Below are 25,579 nucleotides of genomic sequence, written 5' to 3'. Positions count from 1 at the left end.
TGACAATCTGTCCGGGCGGCTCAGGCCGCCTCGTGCTGAAGGATCGCCGCCTCAGACGCGCTCAGGTTGCGCCGCGCGAAGCCACCGTAGGTCTGCGGCTCGAACTCCAGCGTCGGATTGTACTCCAACAGCCGCTTGCGGTCCTCGCCGTCCAGTGCCTGAAGCGACGCGGACGCGGGATGAAAGCTCTCGGTCTCCACGCCGTTGGCCCACAACACCTGATGGCGCGGCAACAGCAGGTGCACATAGGTCACCTCACGCACCGCAAGGTCGATGGCGATGTTGCGCCCGTTCACGAGGTCCTTGGCCGACACCAGCACCTCGGGCGTGTTGTACAGCGCCTGCGCGATCTCGCCCTGCACCAGCATCCGATGCTCGGGACTGACCAGCAGTTCCTCGTCCGGCCGCTCCACGCCCAGCGCCCCGGCGCGAATGCGCACCGGCCGCAGATGCGGCATCGCGAACAGGCGCGCGCCGCTCATCCGGCGGCTGCCGATCCACTGGATCTCCTCCGCGCCGTTGTCCTTGGTCTGCACGTAGTCACCTTCGCGCAGTTCCTCGACCAGCCGCGGCCCGTCCGGTGTCTCGATCCGCGTGCCGGGGGTGAAACAGATCACCCCGCCGCTTTCCACGTCGGTCGTCTGGCTGCGATGCGCGCCCAGCGACTGGTGCACGATCCACATCTCGGTATTCCTTGGCGGAATCTCGTCCAGGAACATCACCAGCGGCGGTGCGCCATGCCCCACATCGATCAAGGTGATGGTGTAACTTCGGACCCCGTTGGTCACCACGAACCCAGAGTCCATCAACGGCTCGTGCACCTCGACCTCGTCCAGTTTCGTCGTTCCCGTGCGTGCCGCCGTCACCAGCCGCCGCACCAGCTTTGCCGCGCATTTGCGGCTCATTGCGTCCCGTTCCGTCCGCTCAAGGCGCAGTACTTCATTGGGTCCGTCCACCCGCACCAGATCCCCGCGCCAGGACCATGCGGCCCCCACGTTAAGAGACTGGACAGGAGCGGCTTCCAAACCGTCCACTTCCGTCTGCGACCAGGAGATGACGAACGCGCCCCGAAAGGTCGTTCCCATTGCCTGTATGCCTGCCTTCTTTAGTCTTTTTTTGTCTTTTTGTAGCGGCACGCTAGCAAAAACGAATCAGCCTGCAAAGTGTTAACAAAGGGTTACGTTCAAAATCTCAGGCGCAGTCGCAGCGATCCCACAAGCTGGCTTTCCTTCTGGGCCTCGAATTCCTCGCCCAGCCAAGTCAGCCCGTAGAAGATCGTGCTGCCGCCTTTGCCCTGCCAGTTGACCCCGCCGCGGACCCGCGTCCGCGCATCGGTCAGCTGAATGCCCCGGTCGCGATTCAACAGCTCGCTGCTGTCCACGTAGGCCACGTCGGCCCCGAAGACAAAGCTCGCACCCGGCGCCTCGACGCCCTGCACGGCCACGTAGCGCTGCCCCGTCACCGGGTCCCGCACCAGCAATCCGTCACGACCGCGCTGGCCAATCGTCAGGTCGAACCCCACCCGCGCCAGCGTCTCGAACCCCCAGCGCCCCTCGACAAACGGCCGGATTTCGGCATTGCCTCCCATGTCAAAGGCACGGCCGGTCTCCATCACCAGTTCCGGGTTCACGTCGTCGCTGACCTGGTTGCGGCGCACGCGGTCCGAAATATTTCGCCCGCCCAGCACGTCGTGCAGGTTGCGCTGGAAATCGTCCAGCCCGGTCTGCGGCCCGGTCACGTTCACGTCGACGCCCACGGCGTAATCCATCGGTCCCCGTGCGAAATGCGTGTGCAGCCCGACCGAAAGAACCCCGGCAAAGGGCCGGTCACCGGCCGCAGGATTGGTGAGGTTCTGCGGCGAGACGATGCGCCCGCCCAGACGCAGCTCCAGCACTTCGCCGAAGCCTTGCGGCAAACGCCCGCTCCAGCCCGGCCCCCAGACCCGGCTGGTCGTCAGCGATCCGGTCTGCCAGCGGTCGTGAAAATCACCGCCGATGTCATTGGTTGTCAGCCAGCCAAAGCCGATACGCTCGCGCGGGCCTGCCTCTGCGGCATGGCCGGTCAAAAGAACCGCAAAAACGGTCAAAAACGCTGCAAGGCGGCGCATCATGTCTATCCGTCCCATTCCCATCGCCCCCCGGCCCTGAACTGGTACACCGAAAGCCCCGGACTGGACTATCGGGCAAGATCCGAATTTCCGCACCGTGGGCTTCGCGCAACAATGGGACGCCTCGTCCCGGGCCTGCCCCGGGACCTTGCCGCGTTTGCCGTGTTCCGGCCGGGTTTTGCGGCAACACGGACCGCGCGATGCGTTAACCCGTGCCGGCGGACAATCGCACCGACGCCATACCACCCGGATACCGACGCGATACCGACGCGGGTTTGAACATTCGGCTGGCGTTAACCTTCGAGTCGCCGCATCCAGAATTGCAACGGGTGGTCGGTCTCTTCCGGCTGGTCGATATCCTTCCAGCGATAGGTCGCGACGGCCCCTTCGACCGGCGCATATCCCCGCTTGCGCCAGAATCCGTCCAATGGCTGATAAGTCTCTGGCCGCAAAGGATGATCCTTGGGTCGCACCACACCGCAAAAGGCAACATAGCGGTGTCCCAGAGCCCGCGCATGGGCCTCCCGCGCGTCAAAGAACGCGTGGCCCAGCCCGCGCCCCCGGTACGCGGGCAGCAGAACACTCTCGGCACAATAAAAGATATCTTTCATATCAATGCCTTGCCCCGAAAAAGCTGCTGCGAAATCCTCGGCATGATCCTCCATCGGCGTCCCCGTCGAGGCCCCGACAAGACGTTCCCCGTCGATCGCCGCCACCACGATTGCGTCCTCGCTCTGCCGGTAAGGCTCAAGGTACGCCCTCTCATAGGCGACGTCGCCATCGTAAAGGTATGGAAAGTCACGAAAAACCGTAATCCGCAGCTGCGCCACGTCATCCAGCGCAGCCAACAGGTTTTCGCCGGTCAGCCGCTCCACCCGCATCAGGCGCTGACCTGTTTGGTCCAGTCGGCAAGGTTGTAATACGTCACGACCCGCGTGATCTTGTTGTTTTCCAAGGAGAAAAACGACCCCGCCGGCAGCTTGTAGGTCTGCCCGTGCGCCTCCGGCAGCCCTTCGTCGGTGGCGAGGTAGGTGCCGTTCACCACGAATTCCGCCGCGCCCCGCGTGCCGTCTTCGGCCTCGAAAATCACCATGTTATCAAGGTGTTCGCGGTAGCACCGGTTCATGTGCTCACAGAACGCGGCAAAGGCCGCCTTGCCTGTCCGCACCTGCCCTTCATTGACGTGGTGCGCCACATCCTCGCTCAGGCATTCCAGCATACCATCCACGTCACCGTTGTTGAACGCCAGAAAGTAAGCCTCGATCACGTTTTTCGCAGTCATTTCATATCCTTGGGGTCGCCCCACCGTCGTTTGAGATGTTCCACTATCTGGTCCCGGGTCTGGCGGTAAGCGTTCAATTTCGCCTCTCGCGATTCGCCCAGTCCGGTCGGGTCCAGGATTGGCCAATAGACCACGTCGAGATGAAAAACCCGTGTCAGATCAAGAGCTTTGCGCTGGCTCGCCGGACTCAACGCCACAACCAGATCGAACGAGGACAGGTCGTCGCCCCACTGTTCCATCTCGTCAAAGCTTCGGGTCCGGTGCCGGGCAAGCTCGACTCCGATCTCGTCGCAGACCGCGATCGAGAACCCGTCGATGTCCATATCACCCTTGACCCCGGCGGACTGGACATAAGTATCGGTTCCATAGAGCTTTTTCATGATGCCCTCGGCCATGGGCGAGCGCGCGGAATTATGGTCGCAGCAAAACAGAACGGACTGAGGAAGCTCCTCGACCATCTGGGTCAGCTCCCGAAGTGCAGCACGCAGATCAGCGTGAACAGGCGCCGCGCGGTATCGTTGTCGACCTTCGCCTTGCCTTCCAGCCGCTCTTCCAGCACCCGGGCACCTTCGTTGTGAATGCCCCGGCGAGCCATGTCGATGGTCTCGATCTGGCTCGGCGGCATGTTCTTTACCGCGTCGAAATAGCTTTCACAGATCGCCCAGTAATCCTTGACCACTTGTCTAAATGGCGACAATGAAAGGTGAAATTCCGCCGCTGGCGCGTCATCCTCGGTGCGGATGTCGAACACCAATCGCTTCTCGCGGATCGACAGCCCGACGCGATAAGGCCCGTCGGGCGCAACCCGGTCATCCCGGATCGGCAGGCTGAAAGAGTTCTCCTCAATCAGGTCGAACATGGCCACTTTCCGCTCCTGCTCGATCTCGGGCGTGGGCGGGGGCAGATTGGCATCATCCAACTCGATATGACAGATATGGCTCATGGGTGTTCTCTTCGGCAGTCTTGTTCCTGCCTACCCCAGCAATCGTTAGCGGGCAATGCAGCCGAACGTCCTGAGGTGGCGTTTTTGCGACGATGTGACCCGCGAGGCGGGCCGAAAGGCCCGAAGCGTGCGCCACCTAGCCTTCGTTCAGCTTGTCCAGTCGCGCCCGCACGCTTAGCCCATGTGCCTCCAGGCTTTCGGATTGCGCCAGTGTCTCCGCCGCCGGTCCGATCGCCTTCAGCGCGCCGGGTGTCATACGCGCCATCGTGGTTTTCTTCATGAAATCCAGAACGTTGAGACCGCTGGAAAACCGTGCCGAGCGTGCCGTGGGCAGCACGTGATTGGGCCCGCCAACGTAGTCGCCAATCGCCTCGGGTGTCCACGCGCCCAGGAACATCGCGCCTGCATGCGTGATCTTGTCGGCCAGCCGTTCCGCCTCGGCCACGCATAACTCCAGATGTTCAGGCGCGATCCGGTCGGCGAGACGCGCCGCCTCGTCCATGTCCGCGACCACGATCACCGCGCCGAAATCGCGCCAGCTTGCCCCGGCAATTGCCCGCCGCTCCAGCGTTTCCAGTCGCGTCTCTATGGCCGCTTCCACCGCGTCGGCGAACGCCGGGTTGTCGGTAATCAGCAAAGCCTGCGCGCTTTCGTCGTGTTCCGCCTGGCTCAGCATGTCGAGCGCGATCCAGTCCGGCTCGTTGTCGCGATCCGCGATCACAAGGATCTCCGAGGGCCCGGCGATCATGTCGATGCCAACCCTGCCGAAAACCCGCCGCTTGGCCGCAGCGACATAGGCGTTGCCCGGTCCCGTAATCTTGTCGACAGGTGCGATGGTTTCGGTGCCATAGGCCAACGCCGCAATCGCCTGCGCACCGCCCACTCGGTAGATCTCGTCGACACCGGCGATCTGTGCGGCAGCCAGGACGGCGGGATTGGCCACACCGTCCGGCGTCGGCACCACAATGGCAAGCCGCTCCACCCCCGCCACCTTGGCAGGGATCGCGTTCATCAGAACCGAAGACGGGTAGGACGCCAGCCCGCCCGGCACGTAAAGCCCCGCCGCGCTGACCGCCGACCAGCGCCAGCCCAGCGTCGCGCCGCATTCATCCTGCCACGATGCATCCTCGGGCAACTGACGTTCGTGATAGGACCGGATGCGCGCAGCGGCCAGTTCCAGCGCCGCCATCTCGTCCGGCGGCACATCTGCCACCAGTGCGGCGACCTCTTCTGCCGTGAACCGCAACCTCTCCGACGTCAATTCCAGCCTGTCGAACTTCGCCGTCAGTTCGAGCAGGGCCGCATCGCCACGCGCCCGGACATCGGCGATGATGCTGGAAACGGTCTCGTCCACGTCAGGGCTGTCTTCGCGTTTGGCGCTCAACAGCGCAGCGAACCGTGGCTCGAAATCGTCATCCTTGGTGGTCAGTCGCACCGGCATGGGCATTCTCCTATTGCCGCGCAGACTTAGACCGACGCCTGCCGCGCCTCAAGTGCCTTCGCTTCTCAAAACGGCGCCCCTATAGCGCAAGGCTGGCCGTGTAATCGGCCAAGATACGCAAGCCCGAAGGTGTGGTGTCCGCAATCACTCGCCGGACGAACCCGATGGTCCCTTCGCAGTAGAGGCCGGGATCCTCTTCATTCGACCGCAGATAGGCTTGCATGGCCGGAGTCGTCCCGCCGTCCGCCTCGCGCCAGCCTTTCAGGAAGATACGCCAGTCTTCTTCCGAAGGTTTCTCGAAGGTCTCCGGCATATCCCGCCCCGTCGCCAAGGCCGCGAACTGTGCGGTCAGCCAACGGCCATGCAGGTCGGGCTCGATCCGGCTCAGTTCGATCCGGTTCAGCTTGCTCAATCCGCCATTGGCGACAACAAGACACAGATTCGGCGTTTCCAACAGTCAGCGATTGCATGACGAAGTAAAAGAGAACGATGCCAAGCGGTATGGCGACAAGGACGAAACGCGCAACATTCATGCCCGTCGGTCCCGTTTGCGGCAATGCCGCGTCAGGCGTCGTGGCCCGGCGCCTTGCCGGACGGTGAACGATAGGGGCGCGTGACATCCCGCAGCGTGACTTCCAGCGCCTCGATCCGTGCCCGCAAGGCTCCGTCACCCGCCAGCGTCAGCGTCACGTAGCCTGCAACGTCCTCGGCACTATCGGGTTCGAACCGCACGGAGAGCACCGACAGGATCACATCAGGGTCGTCGCGGTCCAGCCCTTGGCTGGAGACGCCTTCGACATTGTCAATTACCAGAAGCGTGCGCACCCGCTCGGCCCCGTGTCGCGCCCGCGCGCCGTCTTCCCAGCGAAACCGGTTGATCAACAGCGCCAGCCGGCGCTCGCGGGGACGCCACGCCATGTCTTGCAGGGTAAAGACCGCATCCTGGACCAGACTCGACACCACGTCGAGATCTTCGGCATCGAAGGCCCCCAGGTTCAGCGGCGCCTCGCGCCCGTCTTCGAAACGTGCATCTTCGGTCATTCGCCTTGCACCCGCTCTATCCGTGCGCCGACATTGCCCAGCTTTTCCTCGACCCGCTCATAGCCGCGGTCCAGGTGATAGACCCGGTTGACCAGCGTCTCGCCCTCGGCGGCCAGTCCCGCCAAGATTAGTGAGACGCTCGCCCGCAGATCAGTCGCCATGACCGGCGCGCCTTTCAGACGCTCCACGCCGGTCACTGTGGCTGTGCCGCCATGAACGTCTATCTTCGCGCCCATCCGCATCAGTTCGGGCGCGTGCATGAAACGATTCTCGAAAATCTTTTCTTCCAGAACGCTGGTGCCCTCGGCGGTGCACATCAGCGCCATCATCTGCGCCTGAAGATCGGTCGGGAAGCCCGGAAACGGCTCGGTCACCACGTCGACGGCGCGCACCCGGCCATTTTTCCGCGCGACCTTGAGGCCCACGTCGGTCTCTTCAACGGAGACACCGGCGGCGTCCAGCCTTTCGCAAAATGCCTCGACAAGGTCGATCCGCCCGCCCAGGCATTCCACCTCGCCGCCGCAAATCGCAGGTGCCAGCATGAACGTGCCCAACTCGATCCGGTCGGTCACCACCGGATGGGTCGCCCCGTGGAGGCGGTCTACCCCCTGGATGGTGATCTCGCTCGTACCCTCGCCCTCGATCTGCGCGCCCATCTTGCGCAGGCATTGCGCAAGGTCGACGATCTCGGGCTCGCGCGCCGCATTCTTCAATACCGTGCTGCCCTTGGCCAGAGTGGCCGCCATCAGCGCGTTTTCCGTCGCCCCGACCGACACCAGCGGAAATTCCACGACACCGCCTTCAAGGCCACCGGGCGCCTTCGCATGCACGTATCCTTCTTTCAGCTCAAGCTCCGCGCCCATCGCCTCAAGCGCCTTGAGGTGCAAATCCACAGGCCGTGCCCCGATGGCGCATCCGCCCGGCAGCGACACCACCGCGTGGCCGTCCCGCGCCAGCATCGGCCCCAGCACGAGGATCGAAGCGCGCATCTTGCGCACGATGTCGTAATCGGCCACGTGGCTGTCCAGATCATGGCTCGACATCGCCAGAACCTGGCCGTCTTGAAGCGTCGTCACCTCAGCGCCCAGCGATTGCAAGAGCGCGGTCATCGTCTTGATGTCCGACAGGCGCGGCGCGTTGGTCAGCGTCAGGGGCTCCTCGCTCAGCAGCGTTGCCGGCATCAGCGTCAGGCACGCGTTCTTTGCCCCGGCAATCGGGATTTGCCCCTGAAGAGGGCCATTGCCCGTCACGAGTATCGAATCCATGTCGTTTTATCCGCCCTTTTTCTTGTCCTGGCCTGCCTCCGGCCCCTCCTGTCCCGACGCCTTGCCGCGCGCCTGTGCCTTTCGGCGGGCCAGGTTCGCTTTCAGCGCAGCCTTCAGCCGGTCCTCGCGACTTTGCTGGGATTTGGCGCCTGATTTGGGCGGGGGGTTCGTGCTCATGGCGCCTGTCTACAGCAGTCGCTAAAAACCGTCTAGATTACGCTTGCACGAATGCACGGAACGGTCTAATCACCCCGCCACGAACCGGCGCTGCTGTAGCTCAGTGGTAGAGCGCACCCTTGGTAAGGGTGAGGTCGGGAGTTCAATCCTCCCCAGCAGCACCATGATCACCGAAAGGTGATCGCCTCATTCCAATTCGTGCAGCACCTGAACGGCGCGCCCACGAGCGCTTACCTTCTCTATTGATCGCAGGTTTTGGCACATCCGCGACCGCACAGGACTGGCGCATTGCGATCACGCCCGGCAATTTGACGCTTAGCAGGCCTGAAACCACCCTTTCACCCGACAATCGCCCACTCTATAAGAGCGAACGGTTTCCGGTGGTCGAGTCGGGGACCAAATCACTATTCAAACCACAGGACGCAGGCACCCATGTCCATCTTTGACAAAATCCCCGGGCTCTTCACCGCTGACATGGCGATCGACCTCGGCACGGCCAACACGCTGGTCTACGTCAAGGGGCGAGGCGTCATTCTGTCGGAGCCTTCCGTGGTCGCCTATCACGTCAAGGACGGCGTCAAGAAGGTGCTGGCCGTGGGCGAGGATGCCAAGCTTATGCTGGGCCGCACGCCGGGGTCTATCGAGGCGATCCGCCCGATGCGAGAAGGCGTGATTGCCGATTTCGACACCGCCGAGGCGATGATCAAGCATTTCATCCGCAAGGTGCACAAGCGTTCGACCTTCTCCAAGCCCAAGATCATCGTTTGTGTCCCCCACGGTGCGACGCCCGTTGAAAAACGTGCCATCCGTCAGTCCGTGCTCAGCGCCGGCGCGCGGCGCGCCGGCCTCGTTGCCGAACCCATCGCGGCGGCCATTGGTGCCGGCATGCCCATCACCGACCCCACCGGCAACATGGTCGTGGATATCGGCGGCGGTACCACCGAGGTCGCGGTTCTGAGCTTGGGCGACATCGTCTATGCCCGCTCGATCCGCGTCGGCGGTGACCGCATGGACGAGGCGATCATCAACTACCTGCGCCGCCAGCAGAACCTGCTGGTTGGGGAATCCACCGCCGAGCGCATCAAGACCTCCATCGGCACCGCTCGGATGCCCGACGACGGGCGCGGCAGCTCGATGCAGATCCGCGGCCGCGACCTGCTCAATGGTGTGCCCAAGGAAACCGAGATCAGCCAGGCCCAGGTGGCCGAGGCGCTGGCCGAACCCGTGCAACAGATCTGCGAGGCGGTGATGACCGCGCTCGAAGCCACTCCGCCGGACCTTGCGGCCGATATCGTCGACCGTGGCGTGATGCTGACCGGCGGCGGCGCGCTGCTGGGCGATCTGGACCTTGCCCTGCGCGAGCAAACCGGGCTGGCCGTGTCCATCGCCGATGACAGCCTGAACTGCGTGGCGCTCGGTACGGGCAAGGCCCTGGAATTCGAGAAGCAGTTGCGCCACGCCATCGACTACGACAGTTAAGCCCTACGGGAAGAGGTCGGATGATGCCACGTTTCATGATCCTCTCCCTGTTGCTCGCACTGCTGGCCTCCGCCGCAAATGCGGGCTCCGCCCTGCCCCAGACCGGTGATTGTGTTCACAGGGAAGACGCCAGCGGAGTGATCCTGAGAACCCTGATCAAATGGTCCGGGGCGACTGCCGAGATTACAACCACGTACGGCGAGACCGTTCCGGGCAAGGTCGTTGGTCTGCGTCCGCATGACGAGAATTTCAAACTTTCCATCTTCTACGAAGACCCGATCTCGGGTCCGTCCGAGATGACGATTTTCGGGGTCACGTTCGATGGAGGAACAACACATCGTCGCTCGGTCGTCTCATATGAAACGCTACAAGACGGAACGCGGGTCATCAATTACGTCAGGGGAATCGAAGACATCGAATGCTCTGTGCTAGAGTAAACCCAATCTGCAATCGAAGGTAACGCTTGGCCAAGGACCGCAACCAAAGCAGCGACTACACCGCTCCCCTGAAGCGTCTGCTTCTGGGGCTACTGGTATTGTGCCTGATCGGTCTCTTCGTGTTGTGGCGGATCGACAGTCCCCGCGTGGAACGTTTCCGCGCGCAGGTGATCGACCGGGTCGTGCCCAGTTTTGACTGGGCCATGGCGCCGGTCACCGGTGCCGTAAACATCTTGCGCGATTTCCAAAGCTACCAGCGCATCTACCAGCAGAACCAGGAACTGCGGCGCGAATTGCAGCAGATGAAAGCCTGGAAAGAGGCCGCTCTTCAGCTGGAACAGGAGAATGCGCGGCTGCTCGACCTGAACAACGTCCAGCTTGACCCGCGACTGACCTTCGTCACCGGCGTCGTTCTGGCCGACAGCGGTTCGCCTTTCCGGCAATCCGTTCTGATCAACGTCGGCGCCCGCGACGGCATCGTCGACGGCTGGGCGGCTATGGACGGGCTGGGGCTGGTGGGCCGCATCTCGGGCGTGGGCGACAATACCGCACGGGTGATCCTATTGACTGATACGTCCAGCCGCATCCCGGTCACGATCCAGCCGTCGGGCCAGCAGGCACTGCTGATCGGCGACAACACCGCCTCGCCGCCCATCGACTTCATCGAGGCGCCGGACAAGGTGCGCCCTGGCGATCGTGTGCTGACCTCGGGCGATGGCGAAGTCTTTCCGGCCGGCCTCTTGGTCGGGCAGTTGGCCGAGGACCCGGGCGGGCGTATGCGTGTCCGGCTGGCCGCCGATTACGAGCGCTTGGAATTCCTGCGCGTTCTGCGGAATTACGGGCATGAGCGCGTGCTTGATCCCGGCAGTCTAATTCAGCCGTCCGTCCCGGTCGTGCAGGGTGCCGACCCCGATCCGGAACCGCAACTACCCGCCGAGGCGCAAACCAGCGAGGCCACCGATGGGTGACAATGCTGCCTTGCAGATGTGGACGATGCGCGCGCTCTATCTCGGGCTCGCGCTGTTCGTGATGTTCTTCAGCCTGCTGCCGCTGCAAACCCTGCCACGTGGCTGGGCCGGGCCGGACCTGATCGTCGCGCTGACCTTTGCCTGGATCCTGCGCCGCCCAGAATATGTGCCGCCCCTTCTGGTGGCGGGCGTGATGTTGTTGGGAGACCTTATGTTCCATCGCCCGCCCGGCCTTTGGGCCGCGCTGGTGCTGATCGCGGCGGAAACCCTGCGCGCGCGCCATATCGGCCTTCGGGACCTGACCTTTGCCGTGGAATGGGTCTCGGTTGCCACGACACTGGTCGTCATGACCCTGGCCTACCGCACAATCCTCGCCGTGTTGCTGGTCGACCAAGCGCCGCTGGGCCTCAGCTTTATCCAGCTCCTGATGACAATGATTTGTTATCCGCTGGTCGTGCTGGTCTCGCAATCTGTCTTCGGGGTGCGTAAACTGGCCCCCGGTGACATCGACGCACTCGGAGGCCGGACATGAAGCGCCCCACCCGCGACAATACCGAAAGCCAGCGCCGCATCACCCGGCGCGGCTTGGTGCTGGGCGGCGGCATGGCGGGCTTCGTGGGGCTTCTGGGTCTGCGCATGCGCTACCTTCAGGTCGATCAGGCCGACCAGTTCCGTCTGCTGGCGGACGAGAACCGGATCAATATCCACCTCATCCCGCCATCCCGCGGCCGCATCTTCGATCGCGAGGGGCGGGTGATCGCAGAGAACATTCCTTCCTACCGGATCAACATCATTCGCGAACAGGCCGGTGACCTCGAGGACGTGATCGCACGCCTGTCCAAGCTCGTGCGGCTGAACCCCGAAGAGCTGAAAAAGGCCCGCGAAGACCTCGCCAAGCTGCGCGGTGACACGCCGGTGACAGTGGCAGACCGCGTCAGTTGGGAGGATATCAGCCGCGTCGCCGTTAATGCGCCCGCCTTGCCCGGCGTCACGCCGGAAGTGGGCCTGTCGCGGCACTATCCCATGGGCGAGGATTACTCGCACGTCGTCGGCTACGTCGGGCCGGTCAGCGACCGCGATCTGGAACGCATCGACGCGCCCGACGCGCTGTTGCTGATCCCGCGCTTCCAGATCGGCAAGATCGGGCTTGAACGCCGGCGCGAGGATACGCTGCGCGGCAAGGCGGGCACCAAGCGGGTCGAAGTCAACGCCGCTGGCCGCGTGATGCGCGAACTGGACCGGGTCGAAGGCGAGGCCGGCGCGGACATCCAGCTGACGCTCGACAATGCGCTGCAATCCTACATCACTGCCCGTCTGGAAGGCGAAAGCGCCGCCGCAGTGGTCATGGATTGCGACACCGGCGACCTTCTGGCCTGTTCATCCACTCCCGGCTATGACCCCAACCTTTTCGTGCGCGGAATATCGCAGGCCGACTACTCGGCGCTTTTGGACAACAAGTACCGCCCCCTGCCGAACAAGGCCGTGCAAGGCGTCTATCCCCCGGGTTCGACGTTCAAGATGGTCACTGCGCTGGCGGCGCTGGAGGATGGACAGGTTGATCCCAACGAGACCGTCTATTGCCCCGGGTTTCTTAAGGTCGCGAACCGCCGCTTCCATTGCTGGAAACGCGCGGGGCACGGCAACGTGGACCTGCACCGCTCGCTGCGCGAAAGCTGCGACGTCTATTATTACGACCTCGCGCTGCGCGTCGGCATCGACAAGATCGCGGAAATGGCCAAGCGCCTCGGTCTCGGTCTCGAACATGATCTGCCGATGACGTCCGTCGCCGGCGGCCTCATCCCCAACAAGCTGTGGAAGGCGACCTCGCGCGGCGAGGACTGGCGCATCGGCGACACGGCGAACGCCGCCATCGGCCAGGGCTACGTGCTCAGTTCACCATTGCAGCTTGCAGTGATGACCGCCCGGCTGGCCACCGGCCGCTCGGTGTCACCGCGACTGGTGCGTTCCGTCGATGGCGTCGAGGAGCCGCCCAACCGGGGCGAGCCGCTTGGCCTGAACGAAAATACCCTGCGCGAAATCCGGCAAGCGATGTATGCCGTGTCCAACAATCGGCGCGGCACGGCCTATGGCAGCAGGATCATCGAAGACGCCTTTCGCATGGCCGGCAAGACGGGCACCAGCCAGGTCCGGAACATCACGGCCGCCGAACGTGCCCGCGGCGTTTTCCGCAACGAGGATCTGCCGTGGGAACGCCGCGACCACGCGCTCTATGTCAACTTCGCACCGTTCGAGGTGCCGAAGGTCGCTGTGGCGGTGATCGTCGAACATGGCGGAGGCGGCTCCACGACAGCGGCCCCCATCGCCCGCGACATCACCCTTCAAGCACTGTACGGCGATGATCCCCCGCTTGACGCCTACCCGTCCAAGGACCGGGGCCGCATCAAGACTCAGCAGGAACAACTGCGCTCGCGCCTCGACCGTCGCGGCAGCGAAGACAGCGACCGGGCATAAGGGGCGCTGCATGAGCTATCTTGAATACACCGTCAAGCACACGCCTTCGGGCCTGCGCAAGGTTCTGTACCTCAACTGGCCTCTGGCGCTCTTGCTGACGGCGGTCGCCGCCATCGGAATCCTGATGCTCTACTCTGTTGCAGGCGGAACGTTTAACCCTTGGGCCGAACCGCAGGCAAAACGCTACGCGCTCGGCTTTGCCGTGATGTTCTTCGTGGCCATGGTCCCGATCTGGTTCTGGCGCAACATGTCGGTGCTGGCCTACACGGTCTCCGTCCTTCTTCTGATCGCGGTCGAACTGGTCGGCGTCGAGGGCAAGGGCGCGCAACGCTGGATCGACCTGGGCTTTATGCGCCTCCAACCTTCCGAGCTGATGAAGGTGACGCTGGTCATGTTTCTGGCGGCCTATTACGATTGGCTGCCCCTGAAGAAGACGTCTCGCCCGCTCTGGGTTCTGCTACCTGTGGTTCTGATCCTTGTTCCCGTGGCGCTGGTTCTGCGTCAGCCCGATCTCGGCACCTCAATCCTGCTGATCACCGGCGGCGGGCTTATCATGTTCCTCGCGGGCGTCCACTGGGCCTATTTCGCTGCGGTCCTCGCCGCCATCGGCGGGCTGGTCACGGCGGTTTTCAAGAGCCGCGGCACCGATTGGCAATTGCTGGCAGACTATCAATACCGCCGTATCGACACGTTCCTGGATCCCGCGTCAGATCCTTTGGGCGCGGGCTACCATATCACCCAGTCCAAGATCGCGCTCGGATCCGGTGGCTGGACGGGGCGGGGCTTCATGCAAGGCACCCAGTCGCGGCTCAATTTCCTGCCCGAGAAACATACTGATTTCATCTTCACGACGCTGGCCGAGGAATTCGGATTCGTCGGAGCCATTTCGCTGCTGATGCTGTACGCGCTCATCATCGTCTTCTGCGTCACCTCGGCGCTGGCGAACCGCGACCGCTTCTCGTCGCTTTTGACGCTGGGGGTCGCCGTCACGTTCTTCCTGTTCTTCGCGGTGAACATGTCGATGGTCATGGGCCTTGCGCCCGTGGTCGGCGTGCCACTGCCGCTGGTCAGCTATGGCGGCTCGGCCATGCTCATCCTCATGCTGGGCTTCGGCCTGGTGCAAAGCGCTCATATCCATCGCCCCCGGTAGGTCTCATGTCTCTCAATATCCTATTCGCCGCCAGCGCCGAACGCTGGGCGGACTACGAAGCCCCCCTGCGCAAGTCACTCCACGACGCCGGGATCACCGAATACACCCTGTCCACGGACCTGCCGCCGGACCAGGTCGACTATATCGTTTATGCGCCAAACAGCGATGTGCAGGACTTCGCGCCGTTCACCCGTGCGAAGGCGGTGCTCAACCTTTGGGCCGGGGTCGAAGGCATTGTGCGCAACGACACCTTGACCCAACCGCTGACGCGCATGGTCGATGACGGCCTGGAGCGCGGCATGGTGGAATGGGTGACCGGCCATACCCTGCGCCATCACCTTGGCACCGATACCCACGTTCTGGGGCAGGACGGCACGTGGCGTCACGACGTGCCGCCACTGGCCAAGGACCGACCGGTGACAATTCTCGGCCTCGGCGCCCTTGGCCAGGCCTGTGCCGAAGCTCTCGTGCATCTTGGCTTTCCTGTGACAGGCTGGTCGCGCAGCCAAAAGTCCATAGACGGGATTACCTGCCTATATGGCAACGATGGTCTTGCGCAGGCACTCTCAACCGCGCAAATCGTCGTGCTCCTGTTGCCCGACACGCCGCAGACCGAGAACGTGATTGACGCCGGCACGCTGGCGCAGATGCCGTCCGGCGCCGTTGTGATCAACCCCGGACGCGGCCCTCTGATTGACGATGACGCTCTTTTGGCCGCGCTTGACGGCGGTCACATCGCCCATGCGACCCTCGACGTCTTCCGTACCGAGCCGCTACCGCCCGAGCATCCTTACTGGGCTCACCCGAAGGTTACAGTGACGCCGCATATTGCCTCGGAAACCCGTCCCGATACCGCGGCGCAGGTGATCGTGGAAAACATCCGCCGTGGTGAGGCGGGCGAGCCACTGCTTCACCTCGTCGACCGCGATCTGGGCTACTGACCCACGCTGACACTGTCCGAGCGAGGCCGGAAGAAGAGCGCGGAAATTGCGAGAATTCCGGCTCATCCTATCTAAGGAAAAAATTCCTTACCGCAGCTTTGGCGGCTTCGCTGGATCGGTCCCCGGTGTCGACGGCCTCGCCTCTTCAGCCTTGGGCAAGTCAAACCGTAGCCCCACCAATGCCATGCGCGCCGCGGCCGGGTCCGAGCTTCGGAAAAATCCCACGTCCAGCAATCCGGCCTCCAGTCCGGAAAGCGCCAGCACCTCCGACACGGCTCGCGCAATGGCCGGCTCCGCCTCGGGCACGGCATCCACTACGCCCAGCAGGTGACCCTTGGCCCCGCTGTCATAGGTCACACCCACGAGATACACCAGTTCCGCCAGACCGCCCGCCGCCGCCAGCCGTGCGTCGAGCGCAGTAACAAGCGCTTCGGGCAATCCCTTGGGCGGATGAAATGAATCCGGCTGCGCTTCCACCTCTTCGGGACCCTCGGCCAGCGTTTCGGCCAGCCAGACCATCGCCTCGTTCGGCAACAACGCTGCCTGCGGCCCGGACTCGAGGTTCAGGCCAAGGCCCAGCCCTGCCTCGGCCAGAATCTCGGCAACTGCCCGACCCGAAAGCGCGACGTAATGCGCCTCTGCCCCGGCAAACTCTGCCAGTCGCTCTTCGGTATCAAAGGCCAGCACGAAAGTCCGACCTTCCACCTCGAAGGCTTGCGGCACAACATCATCCTCTTCGGCCTCCGCCTCCAGCAGCAGGAACAGTTCCGCCGCCGCCAACGTCTGGTAGTATCGCAGTCGCTCGGCCTCGCCGCCCGCTTCCATCGCCACATGAGCCCGGTCCAAATGTGTCGTTTCAGTCATCCAGTGCGCGCCTCACTTCTTCCCGCAGTGCTGGCAGAACTTCCGCCTCGAACCACGGGTTTTTCTTCAGCCACCCGGTATTGCGCCACGACGGATGCGGCAAGGGGAAAACCCCCGGCGCATAATCGCGCCAGTTGCGCACCGTCTCGGTCACCGGTCCCTTCTCGCCCAGGTGGTAGCGATGCGAATAGCCCCCCACGATCACCCGTAACTTGACCTCGCCCAAGGCCGCCATCACCCGGTCATGCCAAGTCTGGCCGCAGATCTTCGGCGGTGGCAAATCTGACCCCTTGGCGTCATACCCCGGAAAGCAGAACGCCATCGGGATCACCGCCACCCGGCGCATGTCATAGAACTGCTCCGCCGTCATTCCCAGCCAGTCGCGCAGCCGGTCGCCCGACGGATCGTCGAATGGCTTGCCCGACTGGTGCACCCGCATGCCCGGCGCCTGGCCCGCGATGAGGATTCGCGCCCCGGGCCGGAACCACACGACAGGGCGCGGCGCATGGGCGGTCTGCGTTAAGGCAAAACGGTCAGCGCAGATACGGCAGGCTTCGATTTCTCGGATCAGGCCCTCAGGCAAGCGTTACACCCGCCGCACGCATGTCCTTCAGCGCGATCTCCAATGACCCGTCCAGGTCGATCCCTCGGCACAGATCACGCAGCACAGTCACCGGATAACCCAGCCGTGCTGCATCCACCGCCGAGTAGTTCACGCAGAAATCCGTGGCCAGACCGACCATTACCAACTCGGTGATTCCGCGGGTCCGCAAGTAGCCATGCAGGCCGGTGGGTGTCTCGTGATCGTTCTCGTAGAAAGCCGAGTAACTGTCGATCGCCGGGTTATATCCCTTCCGCACGATCATGTCGGCGCGGTCGGTTTCCAGGTCGGAATGAAACGCGGCGCCTTTCGTCCCCTGTACACAATGGTCCGGCCACAGAACCTGCGAGCCATAGGGCATGTCGATGACCTCGAACGGCGCTTTTCCGTCGTGGCTCGACGCGAACGACGAATGCCCGGCCGGGTGCCAGTCCTGCGTCAGGATCACGGCGCCCGCATCCCGCATCATCGTGTTGATCCCGGCCACGATCCGGTCTCCGCCCTCGACGGCCAGCGCCCCCCCGGGGCAGAAATCGTTCTGCACATCGATGACGATCAGGGCCTTTGGCATGAGTCTCTCCTGTTGCGAACACGCGCCGGACCCTGAAGCAGCGATGCGCAATGGTCAACGCCAGCCTCACTTCTGTGCGCCAACGCAGAGAACGCCTGCGAACCTTTCTGTTTCCTTCATCCACAAACCGATTATGTCTGATGTCAAAGGAGACATGACCATGACCAAAACACTGAATTTCGCCACCATAAGCGGCTCGCTTCGCAAGGGCAGCCACAGCACGTCCGTGGCCGACACCCTGCAAGACCTCGTTCCCGAAGGCGTGACGGTCACCCGGCACGACATTGCCGACATTCCGCTTTACAATGAGGACATCAAGGACGGCGATACCGCACCTCAGCCTGTCCGCGACCTGGCCGAGAAGCTGGCCGCTGCGGACGCCATCATCGTAGTGTCACCGGAATACAACCGCGGTACCTCGGGCGTTCTGAAGAATACCATCGACTGGATGTCGAAAGAGCCGAACGCGCCCTTCTCGGGCAAACCCACGCTGATCATCACCCAGTCGCCGGGTGCCACGGCAGGCCTCACCGCGCATTACGACCTGCGCCAGGTTCTCTCGGTCATCAACGCGAACGTTCAGGCCGGGTTCGAGATCGCCATCGGCGGCTCCGCCGGAAAGATCGAGGACGGCAAGCTGACCGACGGCAACACGCGGGACTTCATCACCAAGCAACTGAAGCGCCTGACGAGCACCGCGGCAGGCTGACCTCGCGGGTCTTGCCGAATTCTACCGAAGGGCGTAGATCGCGGCGCATGTACACCATCGCCGCGCTCTACCACTTTACCCGGTTCCAAGATCCCGCCGCCATACAGGGGCCGCTGCTTGCCCTCTGCGAGGCGGAAAAGATATCGGGTTCCCTGCTGCTGGCGCATGAGGGCATCAATGGCACGATCGCCGGTCCTCGCACCGGGATCGGCTCTGTTATCGCCCATATCCGAGCGCTGCCGGGATGTGACGACCTGGAGTGGAAGGAAAGCACCGCCGCGTCGCAGCCCTTCCGCCGCCTCAAGGTGCGCCTGAAGAAAGAGATCGTCACGATGGGTCAACCCGAAGTCGACCCTGTCGCAAAGGTCGGACACTACGTTGATCCGACCGACTGGAACGACCTGATCCGCTCGCCGGACGTAGCCGTGATCGACACGCGCAACGACTACGAGGTGGCGATCGGCACCTTCAACGGCGCCATCGACCCCAAAACCGAAAGCTTCCGCGACTTCCCCGCGTGGTGGGAGGAAAACAAGCACCGCTTCCACAACAAGCGCATCGCGATGTTCTGCACAGGCGGCATCCGCTGTGAGAAATCGACCAACTACCTCTTGGGCCAAGGCGTCGAAGACGTCTACCACCTCAAGGGTGGCATTCTGAAATACCTGGAGGAGGTCGCGCCGGAGGACAGCACCTGGCAGGGTGAATGCTTCGTCTTCGACGGCCGCGTGTCGGTGGGCCACGGACTGAAGGAAGGACCGCACCTATTGTGCCACGCCTGCCGCCGCCCCGTCCTGCCAGAAGACACCAAGCGCCCAGAGTACGAACAGGGCGTCGCCTGCCACCTCTGCGCGCATGAGACCACCGAGGCGGACAAGAACCGCTTCCGCGAACGCCAGAAACAAATGGCCCTGGCCGAAGCCCGCGGCACGACCCACATCAAAATTGTCCACGAGGACGAGGCTTGACCGGCCCCGCCCGCTCGGACAGGCTCGGCGCACCTTAGCAAAGCGATCCACATGACGGACACTCCGACTCCCACCGACATTGCGCGTGACGTGCTGACCATCGAACGCGATGCGCTCGACCTGATGCGCGACACCCTGTCCGAGACGTTCGACACCGTGGTCGACCGCCTGCTTGAGGTGCCGGGGCGGGTCATCGTGTCTGGCATGGGCAAGTCCGGCCACGTGGCGGCCAAGATCGCGGCGACCTTCGCCTCCACCGGCACGCCGGCGCAATATGTCCATCCGGGCGAAGCCAGCCATGGCGATCTCGGCATGGTCACGCGCCAGGACGCCGTGATCCTGATTTCCAACTCCGGCGAAACGCGCGAACTGGCGGATATCATCGCCCACTGCGCACGGTTCTCGATCCCGCTGGTGGCAATTACCAAGAAACCCGACAGCGCGCTGGCGCGACAGGCCGATCACGTTCTCACGCTGCCCGACGCACCCGAGGCCTGCGGCATCGGCATGGCGCCCACCACCTCAACCACCTGCACCATGGCGATGGGCGACGCGCTGGCTGTGGCCATGATGAAACTGCGCGGATTCGAGCGCGAGAACTTTCTTACCTTCCACCCCGGCGGCACGTTGGGCGCACAGCTGCTGAAGGTCTCCGCGGTCATGCATACAGGCGACGCGCTTCCCACAGTGCTTCCGGATACACCGATGTCCGAAACACTGATCGAGATGACGGCCAAGGGGTTCGGCGTCGCGGCATTGGTTGAAGATGGACGCTTGACCGGGATCATCACCGACGGTGACCTCCGGCGTAACCTCGACAGTCTGATGTCCCGCAGCGCAGGCGAAGTCGCCACGCGCGATCCCCGTACGATCGCGCCCGAAGCTCTTTTGATCGAAGCCCTCGGCGTTATGAACACCAACAAGATCAGCGCACTTTTCGCCGTGGACGACACCGGCCAACTGCGCGGTCTCGTCCACATCCACGATGCTCTGCGCGCTGGCGTTGCCTGAGCCGAGCGCAGCAGGTCCCTCTGGTCTGTCAGCCGATAATTGTGGTTGCCGATTAACGGCCCATTGCCATCAATCTCGTCAGCATTTTTCAAGGCACCACGGATTATGTGATCCATGTGCTTCGCGACCACTTCATTTCACGCAGTGATCTGATCGCGGCCCTGGGCAAGCAGGGCGTGGAGTGCCGTCCCGTCGCACCGGAAATCAGCGCTTTTTTGATGGACCTTGCGCCCGCAATCCGGTCTTTCGCATATCCGCAAAGCCTCCGGCCTCAAACGAACAGGCTCTATGCCCCGGGCGCAGCCGCGCATCTGCACAATTTCCGTGATAGATAATGCACTTTTTCTATCCTTTTTCCGCGCGGACAATGCACTCGCCTAAATGCAGCGCCCGCCATCCACCTCCATGCAGACGCCCGTGATCATGCTCGCCTCGTCGCTACACAGGAAGGACGCCGCGTTGCCCATATCCTCGGGCGTCGAAAACCGCCCCAGTGGGATAGTGCTCAGGAACTTTGCCCGCATCTCGGGCGTGTCCTCGCCCATGAAGGATTTCAAGAGTGGCGTCTCGCCCGCCACCGGGTTCAGCGCATTCACCCTTATACCTTCGGGGGCTAGCTCGACCGCCAGTGCCTTGGTCGCCGTGATCATCCAGCCTTTCGATGCGTTGTACCAGTTCAGTTTCGGCCGCGGGCTGACCCCGGCGGTGGAGGCGACGTTCAGGAACACGCCCGATCCTCGCGCCTTCATCCCCGGCACGAAGTTCTGCGCCGAAAGGTAGACCGACTTGCAATTGACCGCGAAGACCCGGTCAAAATCCTCCTCGGTCACCTCTTCCGCCGGTGTCGGCAGATGGGTAACTGCGGCATTGTTCACCACGATATCCGGCAAGCCGAACGTCATCTCCGTGGCCAGCGTCAGCGCCTTCATGCTCGCCGGGTCCGCCACGTTCACCGGACAGGCCGCTGCGCCCAGTTCCTCTGCCAGGGCCATCGCGCCGGGGCCATTTAGGTCCGCGATCATCACCTGCGCACCCTCGGCGATGAACTTGCGCACGATCCCTGCGCCAAAGCCGCTCGCCCCGCCGGTGACCACCGCCGTCTTTCCTTGCAATCGCATCTGAATCCTCCCTTGCCGTCGTTCGGCACATGGCACTCTGCGCTGGCCCTAGGCGCAACCCCTATCTTACGGATCACACCGGGCGCGACACGCTCCAGCACACGTCCCGGATCCCCGCCAGTCGAGCGAAGCGCTCCAGTTCGCGCTCCAGCTTGGCCAACCGCTGCGGGGTCCACTTGACCCGCGGCTCCGGCCAGAACCCCGTCACCTGCATCCACCCCGCCGCCCGGTCGGCTTTCAGTTCCAGCCGCCCGACAAACCGATCGCCCTCCAGCAGAGGGTACACGTAGTATCCCCAGATCCTCTGATCCTTCGGCACGAACATCTCGTTTCGGTAGGCAAACCCGAACAACCGCTCCAGACGCGCCCGGTCGCGTATCGCCGGGTCGAACGGGTTGAGCAGGCGCAAATGCGACGACACGCTTTCCGCCGCCGCCAGCCGGTCTTCGATATCATCCACGCCCCAGGCTTGTCGCCACGTGCCGTCCGCGCCTTCAACCTCTAGGGGCACCAACCGGCGACGCTCGGACCAGGCTTTTGCCTCAGGGGCGGTCATCGCCTCCCAGAACCGCTGCACCTCGCCCACCGTGGCCATACTCAGGCGGTCGAGCGCGGAATCACAAAGCCAGTCCGCCGACACCTCCTCGCCCGGGCAGCGCCGGAGATCCACAGGGAATACGCGCTCACCAAGGTCATAGTACTTCACGAAATTCTCGCGGTGACAGGTCGCCAAATCGCCTGCATACCACATCTGATCCAGCGCCTTCTTGTGGGGCGGGCGCGACCACATTTCCCGGCTTTCCGCCTTGGTGTCGAACGCGTGGGTCGACAATGGCCCCTCCTGCGCGATCCGCTCTCGGATTCGCCGCACTTCCTCTTGACCCAGCCCCGAACGATACCAATCGGACCGCGCAACCTTTCTCCCAAGCCGGCGGAACTGCCGCTGCCAATAGGGCAGCACCTCCATCGGGATCAGCGAGGCGTCATGCGTGAAATGCTCGAACAGCTGCCGGTTCTTCAGAAGCGGCCATAACTGCCGCTCGCGATAGTTCCGGTTGCGGCTCCACAGGATATGGTGATGGGCGCGGGTGACATTTCGGATCGTGTCGATCTGCACGAACCCCAGACGCCGGATCATGTCCATTACATCCACCGGCCCGCCCGGCGCATCAGCCAGCCCGTTGGCATGCAGCCAAAGCCGCCGTGCGGCCCGGTTGCCGATCCTCAGCGCCGCGGTCACGGCCGGCTCATATACACCAGCGTTTCGCGCAGGGCGCGGCCCTCGAACTGAAGAACTGTGTTCATGAACAGCCGCCCGATGGCGCAGGCTTCGGTGTTTCTGGCCTGGTCGAGATTCATCATCGCCACCATCAGACTCGGCGCCCGGTCGGTGGCCTGGATGCTGCGGGTCATGCTGGCCTGGATGCGGTCCTCGACCCGTTGAGTGGTCGCATCGCTCAACCTGATCGGCGCACGGCGCGCCCCAACCCGGGCCGCCTTCGCCTGAATACGGTAATATTTCTGCAACGCGTCGGTGTTCAGCCGCGCCGCCACGCGCGACGTCAGTTCAGCAAACCTTGCAGGGCGCATCCGGTTACTTACCGCCATGCCGCATTGCCGGATCGTCAGCGTCTCCATGATCTTGCGCTCGACGGTGTAATAGAACTTCAGATCTCGCGTCGGCAGATGGCCCAGCCCGCGCTCGACTAACGGCCACATCAAGCCATCCGAAACCCGCACAGCGGTCGGATCCTCGAACGCGGCGATCACTTGGTCCGCGACATAGCCCGCGATCACCGGATCACGGTAGAGCAGTTCTGCCTGGTCCACCGCCAACTCCAGGTTCTCGCCGCTGAACCCCAGCAGGCGCAAATCCTCGCGGATCGGTGCGATGTCGGGAAGTTGCCCCAACAGTCGGATCACCTCCTGCCGCTCGGCTTCCGTGGCCTTTTCCTGGGCCATGGCAAGTCCGGTGCCGGCCACGATCAGCCAAGCGAAAACAGCAAGAAGGCGCAAAGAAAGTCTCCTATCCTGAACAGCAGGGTGTCGCAGGGGGCGTGGTCGGATCCCGTCTGGTCAACGTAAGGATTCTCCAACGGTTTGAAAGCCCCTTCCCGACGCGTCGCCCCGAATTGCCGCGCCAGTGCCGCGCAAGCGTCTGGCCATTTCGCGTAATTCGCCCGGATATCAGGGCCTTGCTCACGTATGCTTCCATACTGGATTCGCTGTCACTTACCTGTTAGGTCATCTCGCAAGAAGCCAATGCCGGAATGTCCCATGAGCGCCACAGCCCGCAAATCTGCCCCCCTGCCAGACGATATCCGCGCCATGAAAGGTGGCACGCCCATCGTATCGCTGACCGCCTACACAACGCCGATGGCGCAGCTGATGGATGCCCATTGCGATTTCGTCCTCGTGGGCGACAGCGTCGGCATGGTCCTGCATGGCATGCAGAACACGCTGGCCGTGACCATGGAGATGATGATCATGCATGGACAGGCCGTGGCCCGGGGGCTCAAGTCCGCGATGCTGGTCGTGGACATGCCCTTCGGCTCTTACGAGGAAAGCCCCGCACAGGCCTTTCGCAACGCGTCGCGCATGATGGCCGAAACCGGCTGCGCCGCGGTCAAGCTCGAGGGCGGCGTGCACATGGCCGAGACGATCGCCTTTCTTGTGGCCCGCGGGGTGCCGGTCATGGCGCATATCGGACTGACGCCGCAATCGATCAACACGCTCGGCGGCTACAAGGTTCAGGGCCGTGACGCCGGCGCGGGACAGGTCCTGCGCGACGCCCGCGCGGTGGCGGATGCCGGCGCCTTCTCGGTGGTCCTGGAAAAGCTGCCCGCCAGTCTTTCGGACGAGATCACCGAGGAGATCGCGATTCCGACCATCGGCATCGGCGCCTCCGCGGGTTGCGACGGCCAGGTCCTCGTGCATTACGACATGCTCGGGCTCTTTACCGCCTTCAAGCCGAAATTTGTCAAGCGCTACGCCAACTTGGGCGAAGACGCGGAAAAGGCGATAGCCGCCTATGCCGAAGAGGTCCGCGCCCGCGCCTTTCCGGCCGAAGAGCATATGTTCGCGGACAAGGCCCCCGAAAAATGACGGCGCCGATCCTGCGGCAACTGGACGACCTTCGCGCCACCACCGCGCCATGGCTGCGGGCCGGTGCCCGTATCGGCGTGGTGCCGACGATGGGCGCGCTACATGACGGACATCTCTCGCTGGTGGCGGCGGCTAAAAAGACCTGCGACCACGTCATCGTGACGATCTTCGTGAATCCCAAGCAGTTCAACAACCCCGAGGACCTGGCCAACTACCCCCGGACCGAGACCGACGACGCAAGAAAGCTCGCCCGCTTCGACATAGACGCGCTCTGGGTGCCCGGCGGCGATCAGGTCTACCCGGACGGCTTTGCGACCAGCGTGTCGGTCTCTGGCCTGACCGACGTGATGGACGGCGCCTATCGCCCGGGCCATTTCGACGGGGTCGCCACCGTGGTGACCAAGCTGTTCACCCAGACCTCCGCCACCGATGCGTTCTTCGGCGAGAAGGACTTTCAACAGCTCCTCGTGGTGCGCCGCCTTGCCGCCGACCTCGACTTGGGCGTGACCGTGCATGGCTGTCCCACGATCCGTGACATCGACGGGCTGGCGCTCAGTTCGCGCAACCTGCTGCTGTCGGACCGGGCCCGCACCACGGCCCCGCGCCTGCACGAGGAAATGGAAGAGATTGCCGCGGGGCTCTCCCGCGGTGACGCGTTCGACCCCTTGCGCGAGGCCGCAACGGCCCGCCTGCTCAAGGCCGGATTCACGAAGGTCGATTATCTCGACCTGCGCGCCCAGTCCGATTTGCGCAGCGTCTCGGACACCACGCAGCCCGCGCGCCTATTCGCGGCAGCGCACCTTGCCGGCGTGCGGCTCATCGACAACATCGCGGTCTGACACCGCTCCGGACACGGTCTTGCTCTTTCCGTGTTCAGCGCGACATCCCGCCAGGCTTCGCCTTGGGCACAAAATCAAGTGGTTTGGCAG

At 63.4% G+C, this 25,579-nt stretch carries 29 protein-coding genes and 1 tRNA gene; 13 read left to right on the top strand and 17 right to left on the bottom strand.

All coding sequences use genetic code 11. From position 1 onward, the window contains the following. Positions 1-20: 20 nt before the first annotated feature. The 11 genes from C2I35_RS11820 to C2I35_RS22155 all read right to left on the bottom strand — a co-directional run bounded on the left by C2I35_RS11820 (position 21) and on the right by C2I35_RS22155 (position 8,256). The gene (locus C2I35_RS11820) at positions 21-1,085 is read right to left on the bottom strand and encodes a Hint domain-containing protein (RefSeq protein ID WP_103763245.1); all 1,065 of its coding nucleotides are present in this window, start codon (positions 1,083-1,085) and stop codon (positions 21-23) included. 98 nt (positions 1,086-1,183) lie between these two features. Continuing rightward, positions 1,184-2,125 carry a lipid A-modifier LpxR family protein gene (locus C2I35_RS11815; protein ID WP_245890474.1) on the bottom strand — a complete coding sequence of 314 codons (942 nt, stop codon included), beginning with the start codon at positions 2,123-2,125 and terminating at the stop codon, positions 1,184-1,186. Positions 2,126-2,400: 275 nt separating this feature from the next. Continuing rightward, complete coding sequence (locus C2I35_RS11810; protein WP_103763244.1) at positions 2,401-2,988, bottom strand: GNAT family N-acetyltransferase; 588 nt, start codon at positions 2,986-2,988, stop codon at positions 2,401-2,403. Continuing rightward, positions 2,988-3,389, bottom strand: coding sequence for a ketosteroid isomerase-related protein (locus C2I35_RS11805; RefSeq protein ID WP_103763243.1), 402 nt, complete (start codon positions 3,387-3,389; stop codon positions 2,988-2,990). The genes C2I35_RS11810 and C2I35_RS11805 overlap by 1 nt, the downstream gene beginning before the upstream one ends. Then, positions 3,386-3,847 (bottom strand): arsenate-mycothiol transferase ArsC, encoded by a 462-nt coding sequence (locus C2I35_RS11800; RefSeq protein ID WP_103763242.1) that lies wholly within the window; start codon positions 3,845-3,847, stop codon positions 3,386-3,388. Before C2I35_RS11800 ends, C2I35_RS11805 begins: the two co-directional genes overlap by 4 nt. Positions 3,848-3,852: 5 nt before the next feature. Further along, positions 3,853-4,332, bottom strand: a complete 480-nt coding sequence (locus C2I35_RS11795; RefSeq protein ID WP_103763241.1) for a UPF0262 family protein — start codon at positions 4,330-4,332, stop codon at positions 3,853-3,855. Between the two features lie 136 nt (positions 4,333-4,468). Next, a complete protein-coding gene (gene hisD / locus C2I35_RS11790) occupies positions 4,469-5,773 on the bottom strand; it encodes a histidinol dehydrogenase (RefSeq protein ID WP_103763240.1) in 1,305 nt (434 codons plus the stop codon). 79 nt (positions 5,774-5,852) lie between these two features. Continuing rightward, complete coding sequence (locus C2I35_RS11785; RefSeq protein ID WP_103763239.1) at positions 5,853-6,227, bottom strand: hypothetical protein; 375 nt, start codon at positions 6,225-6,227, stop codon at positions 5,853-5,855. A 110-nt stretch (positions 6,228-6,337) separates the two neighbouring features. Continuing rightward, positions 6,338-6,814: a DUF2948 family protein gene (locus C2I35_RS11780; RefSeq protein ID WP_103763238.1), complete on the bottom strand. Its 477-nt coding sequence runs from the start codon at positions 6,812-6,814 to the stop codon at positions 6,338-6,340. Further along, entirely contained in the window at positions 6,811-8,079 is a 1,269-nt protein-coding gene (gene murA, locus C2I35_RS11775) for a UDP-N-acetylglucosamine 1-carboxyvinyltransferase (RefSeq protein ID WP_103763237.1), read from the bottom strand. The genes C2I35_RS11780 and murA overlap by 4 nt, the downstream gene beginning before the upstream one ends. A gap of 6 nt (positions 8,080-8,085) precedes the next feature. After that, positions 8,086-8,256 carry a hypothetical protein gene (locus C2I35_RS22155; RefSeq protein WP_170067192.1) on the bottom strand — a complete coding sequence of 57 codons (171 nt, stop codon included), beginning with the start codon at positions 8,254-8,256 and terminating at the stop codon, positions 8,086-8,088. Between the two features lie 89 nt (positions 8,257-8,345). On the opposite strand from C2I35_RS22155, the gene C2I35_RS11770 reads away from it, so the two are divergent. The 8 genes from C2I35_RS11770 to C2I35_RS11735 all read left to right on the top strand — a co-directional run bounded on the left by C2I35_RS11770 (position 8,346) and on the right by C2I35_RS11735 (position 15,703). Then, positions 8,346-8,420 (top strand) — tRNA-Thr (locus tag C2I35_RS11770). A gap of 268 nt (positions 8,421-8,688) precedes the next feature. Beyond that, positions 8,689-9,735: a rod shape-determining protein gene (locus C2I35_RS11765; RefSeq protein WP_057792035.1), complete on the top strand. Its 1,047-nt coding sequence runs from the start codon at positions 8,689-8,691 to the stop codon at positions 9,733-9,735. A 35-nt stretch (positions 9,736-9,770) separates the two neighbouring features. Next, positions 9,771-10,172, top strand: a complete 402-nt coding sequence (locus C2I35_RS11760) for a hypothetical protein (protein ID WP_103763236.1) — start codon at positions 9,771-9,773, stop codon at positions 10,170-10,172. 26 nt (positions 10,173-10,198) lie between these two features. Then, positions 10,199-11,140: a rod shape-determining protein MreC gene (gene mreC / locus C2I35_RS11755; RefSeq protein WP_103763235.1), complete on the top strand. Its 942-nt coding sequence runs from the start codon at positions 10,199-10,201 to the stop codon at positions 11,138-11,140. After that, positions 11,133-11,672, top strand: a complete 540-nt coding sequence (locus tag C2I35_RS11750; protein ID WP_103763234.1) for a rod shape-determining protein MreD — start codon at positions 11,133-11,135, stop codon at positions 11,670-11,672. Before mreC ends, C2I35_RS11750 begins: the two co-directional genes overlap by 8 nt. Continuing rightward, positions 11,669-13,612 (top strand): penicillin-binding protein 2, encoded by a 1,944-nt coding sequence (gene mrdA / locus C2I35_RS11745; protein WP_103763233.1) that lies wholly within the window; start codon positions 11,669-11,671, stop codon positions 13,610-13,612. The genes C2I35_RS11750 and mrdA overlap by 4 nt, the downstream gene beginning before the upstream one ends. A gap of 10 nt (positions 13,613-13,622) precedes the next feature. Continuing rightward, entirely contained in the window at positions 13,623-14,762 is a 1,140-nt protein-coding gene (gene rodA, locus C2I35_RS11740) for a rod shape-determining protein RodA (protein ID WP_103763232.1), read from the top strand. Between the two features lie 5 nt (positions 14,763-14,767). Beyond that, positions 14,768-15,703, top strand: a complete 936-nt coding sequence (locus C2I35_RS11735) for a 2-hydroxyacid dehydrogenase (protein ID WP_103763231.1) — start codon at positions 14,768-14,770, stop codon at positions 15,701-15,703. A gap of 87 nt (positions 15,704-15,790) precedes the next feature. Here C2I35_RS11735 and C2I35_RS11730 read toward each other — a convergent pair whose 3' ends face one another. The 3 genes from C2I35_RS11730 to pncA are packed head-to-tail and all read right to left on the bottom strand — an operon-like array spanning position 15,791 to position 17,739. Then, entirely contained in the window at positions 15,791-16,567 is a 777-nt protein-coding gene (locus tag C2I35_RS11730; RefSeq protein ID WP_103763230.1) for an SseB family protein, read from the bottom strand. Then, positions 16,560-17,150 (bottom strand): uracil-DNA glycosylase family protein, encoded by a 591-nt coding sequence (locus C2I35_RS11725; RefSeq protein WP_103763229.1) that lies wholly within the window; start codon positions 17,148-17,150, stop codon positions 16,560-16,562. Before C2I35_RS11725 ends, C2I35_RS11730 begins: the two co-directional genes overlap by 8 nt. Continuing rightward, entirely contained in the window at positions 17,143-17,739 is a 597-nt protein-coding gene (gene pncA / locus C2I35_RS11720) for a bifunctional nicotinamidase/pyrazinamidase (protein WP_103763444.1), read from the bottom strand. Before pncA ends, C2I35_RS11725 begins: the two co-directional genes overlap by 8 nt. Positions 17,740-17,899: 160 nt before the next feature. Here pncA and C2I35_RS11715 point away from each other — a divergent pair, with 160 nt between their 5' ends. The 3 genes from C2I35_RS11715 to C2I35_RS11705 are packed head-to-tail and all read left to right on the top strand — an operon-like array spanning position 17,900 to position 20,427. Next, positions 17,900-18,448, top strand: a complete 549-nt coding sequence (locus C2I35_RS11715) for an NADPH-dependent FMN reductase (protein WP_170067191.1) — start codon at positions 17,900-17,902, stop codon at positions 18,446-18,448. A gap of 47 nt (positions 18,449-18,495) precedes the next feature. Continuing rightward, on the top strand, positions 18,496-19,416 hold the full coding sequence (trhO, locus tag C2I35_RS11710) for an oxygen-dependent tRNA uridine(34) hydroxylase TrhO (protein ID WP_103763227.1): 921 nt from the start codon (positions 18,496-18,498) through the stop codon (positions 19,414-19,416). Positions 19,417-19,467: 51 nt separating this feature from the next. Then, positions 19,468-20,427: a KpsF/GutQ family sugar-phosphate isomerase gene (locus C2I35_RS11705; RefSeq protein ID WP_103763226.1), complete on the top strand. Its 960-nt coding sequence runs from the start codon at positions 19,468-19,470 to the stop codon at positions 20,425-20,427. A gap of 377 nt (positions 20,428-20,804) precedes the next feature. Here C2I35_RS11705 and C2I35_RS11695 read toward each other — a convergent pair whose 3' ends face one another. The 3 genes from C2I35_RS11695 to C2I35_RS11685 all read right to left on the bottom strand — a co-directional run bounded on the left by C2I35_RS11695 (position 20,805) and on the right by C2I35_RS11685 (position 23,561). Further along, entirely contained in the window at positions 20,805-21,545 is a 741-nt protein-coding gene (locus tag C2I35_RS11695) for a glucose 1-dehydrogenase (RefSeq protein ID WP_103763224.1), read from the bottom strand. Between the two features lie 73 nt (positions 21,546-21,618). Further along, positions 21,619-22,785: a winged helix-turn-helix domain-containing protein gene (locus C2I35_RS11690; protein ID WP_245890473.1), complete on the bottom strand. Its 1,167-nt coding sequence runs from the start codon at positions 22,783-22,785 to the stop codon at positions 21,619-21,621. Beyond that, on the bottom strand, positions 22,782-23,561 hold the full coding sequence (locus C2I35_RS11685) for a hypothetical protein (RefSeq protein ID WP_103763223.1): 780 nt from the start codon (positions 23,559-23,561) through the stop codon (positions 22,782-22,784). Before C2I35_RS11685 ends, C2I35_RS11690 begins: the two co-directional genes overlap by 4 nt. 261 nt (positions 23,562-23,822) lie before the next feature. On the opposite strand from C2I35_RS11685, the gene panB reads away from it, so the two are divergent. Continuing rightward, a complete protein-coding gene (panB, locus tag C2I35_RS11680; protein ID WP_103763222.1) occupies positions 23,823-24,650 on the top strand; it encodes a 3-methyl-2-oxobutanoate hydroxymethyltransferase in 828 nt (275 codons plus the stop codon). Continuing rightward, entirely contained in the window at positions 24,647-25,489 is an 843-nt protein-coding gene (gene panC, locus C2I35_RS11675) for a pantoate--beta-alanine ligase (RefSeq protein ID WP_103763221.1), read from the top strand. Before panB ends, panC begins: the two co-directional genes overlap by 4 nt. Positions 25,490-25,579: the final 90 nt, after the last annotated feature.

Source organism: Roseovarius confluentis, from assembly GCF_002917925.1.
Lineage (GTDB): Bacteria > Pseudomonadota > Alphaproteobacteria > Rhodobacterales > Rhodobacteraceae > Roseovarius > Roseovarius confluentis.
This window is presented reverse-complemented; position numbering and strand designations above follow the sequence as displayed.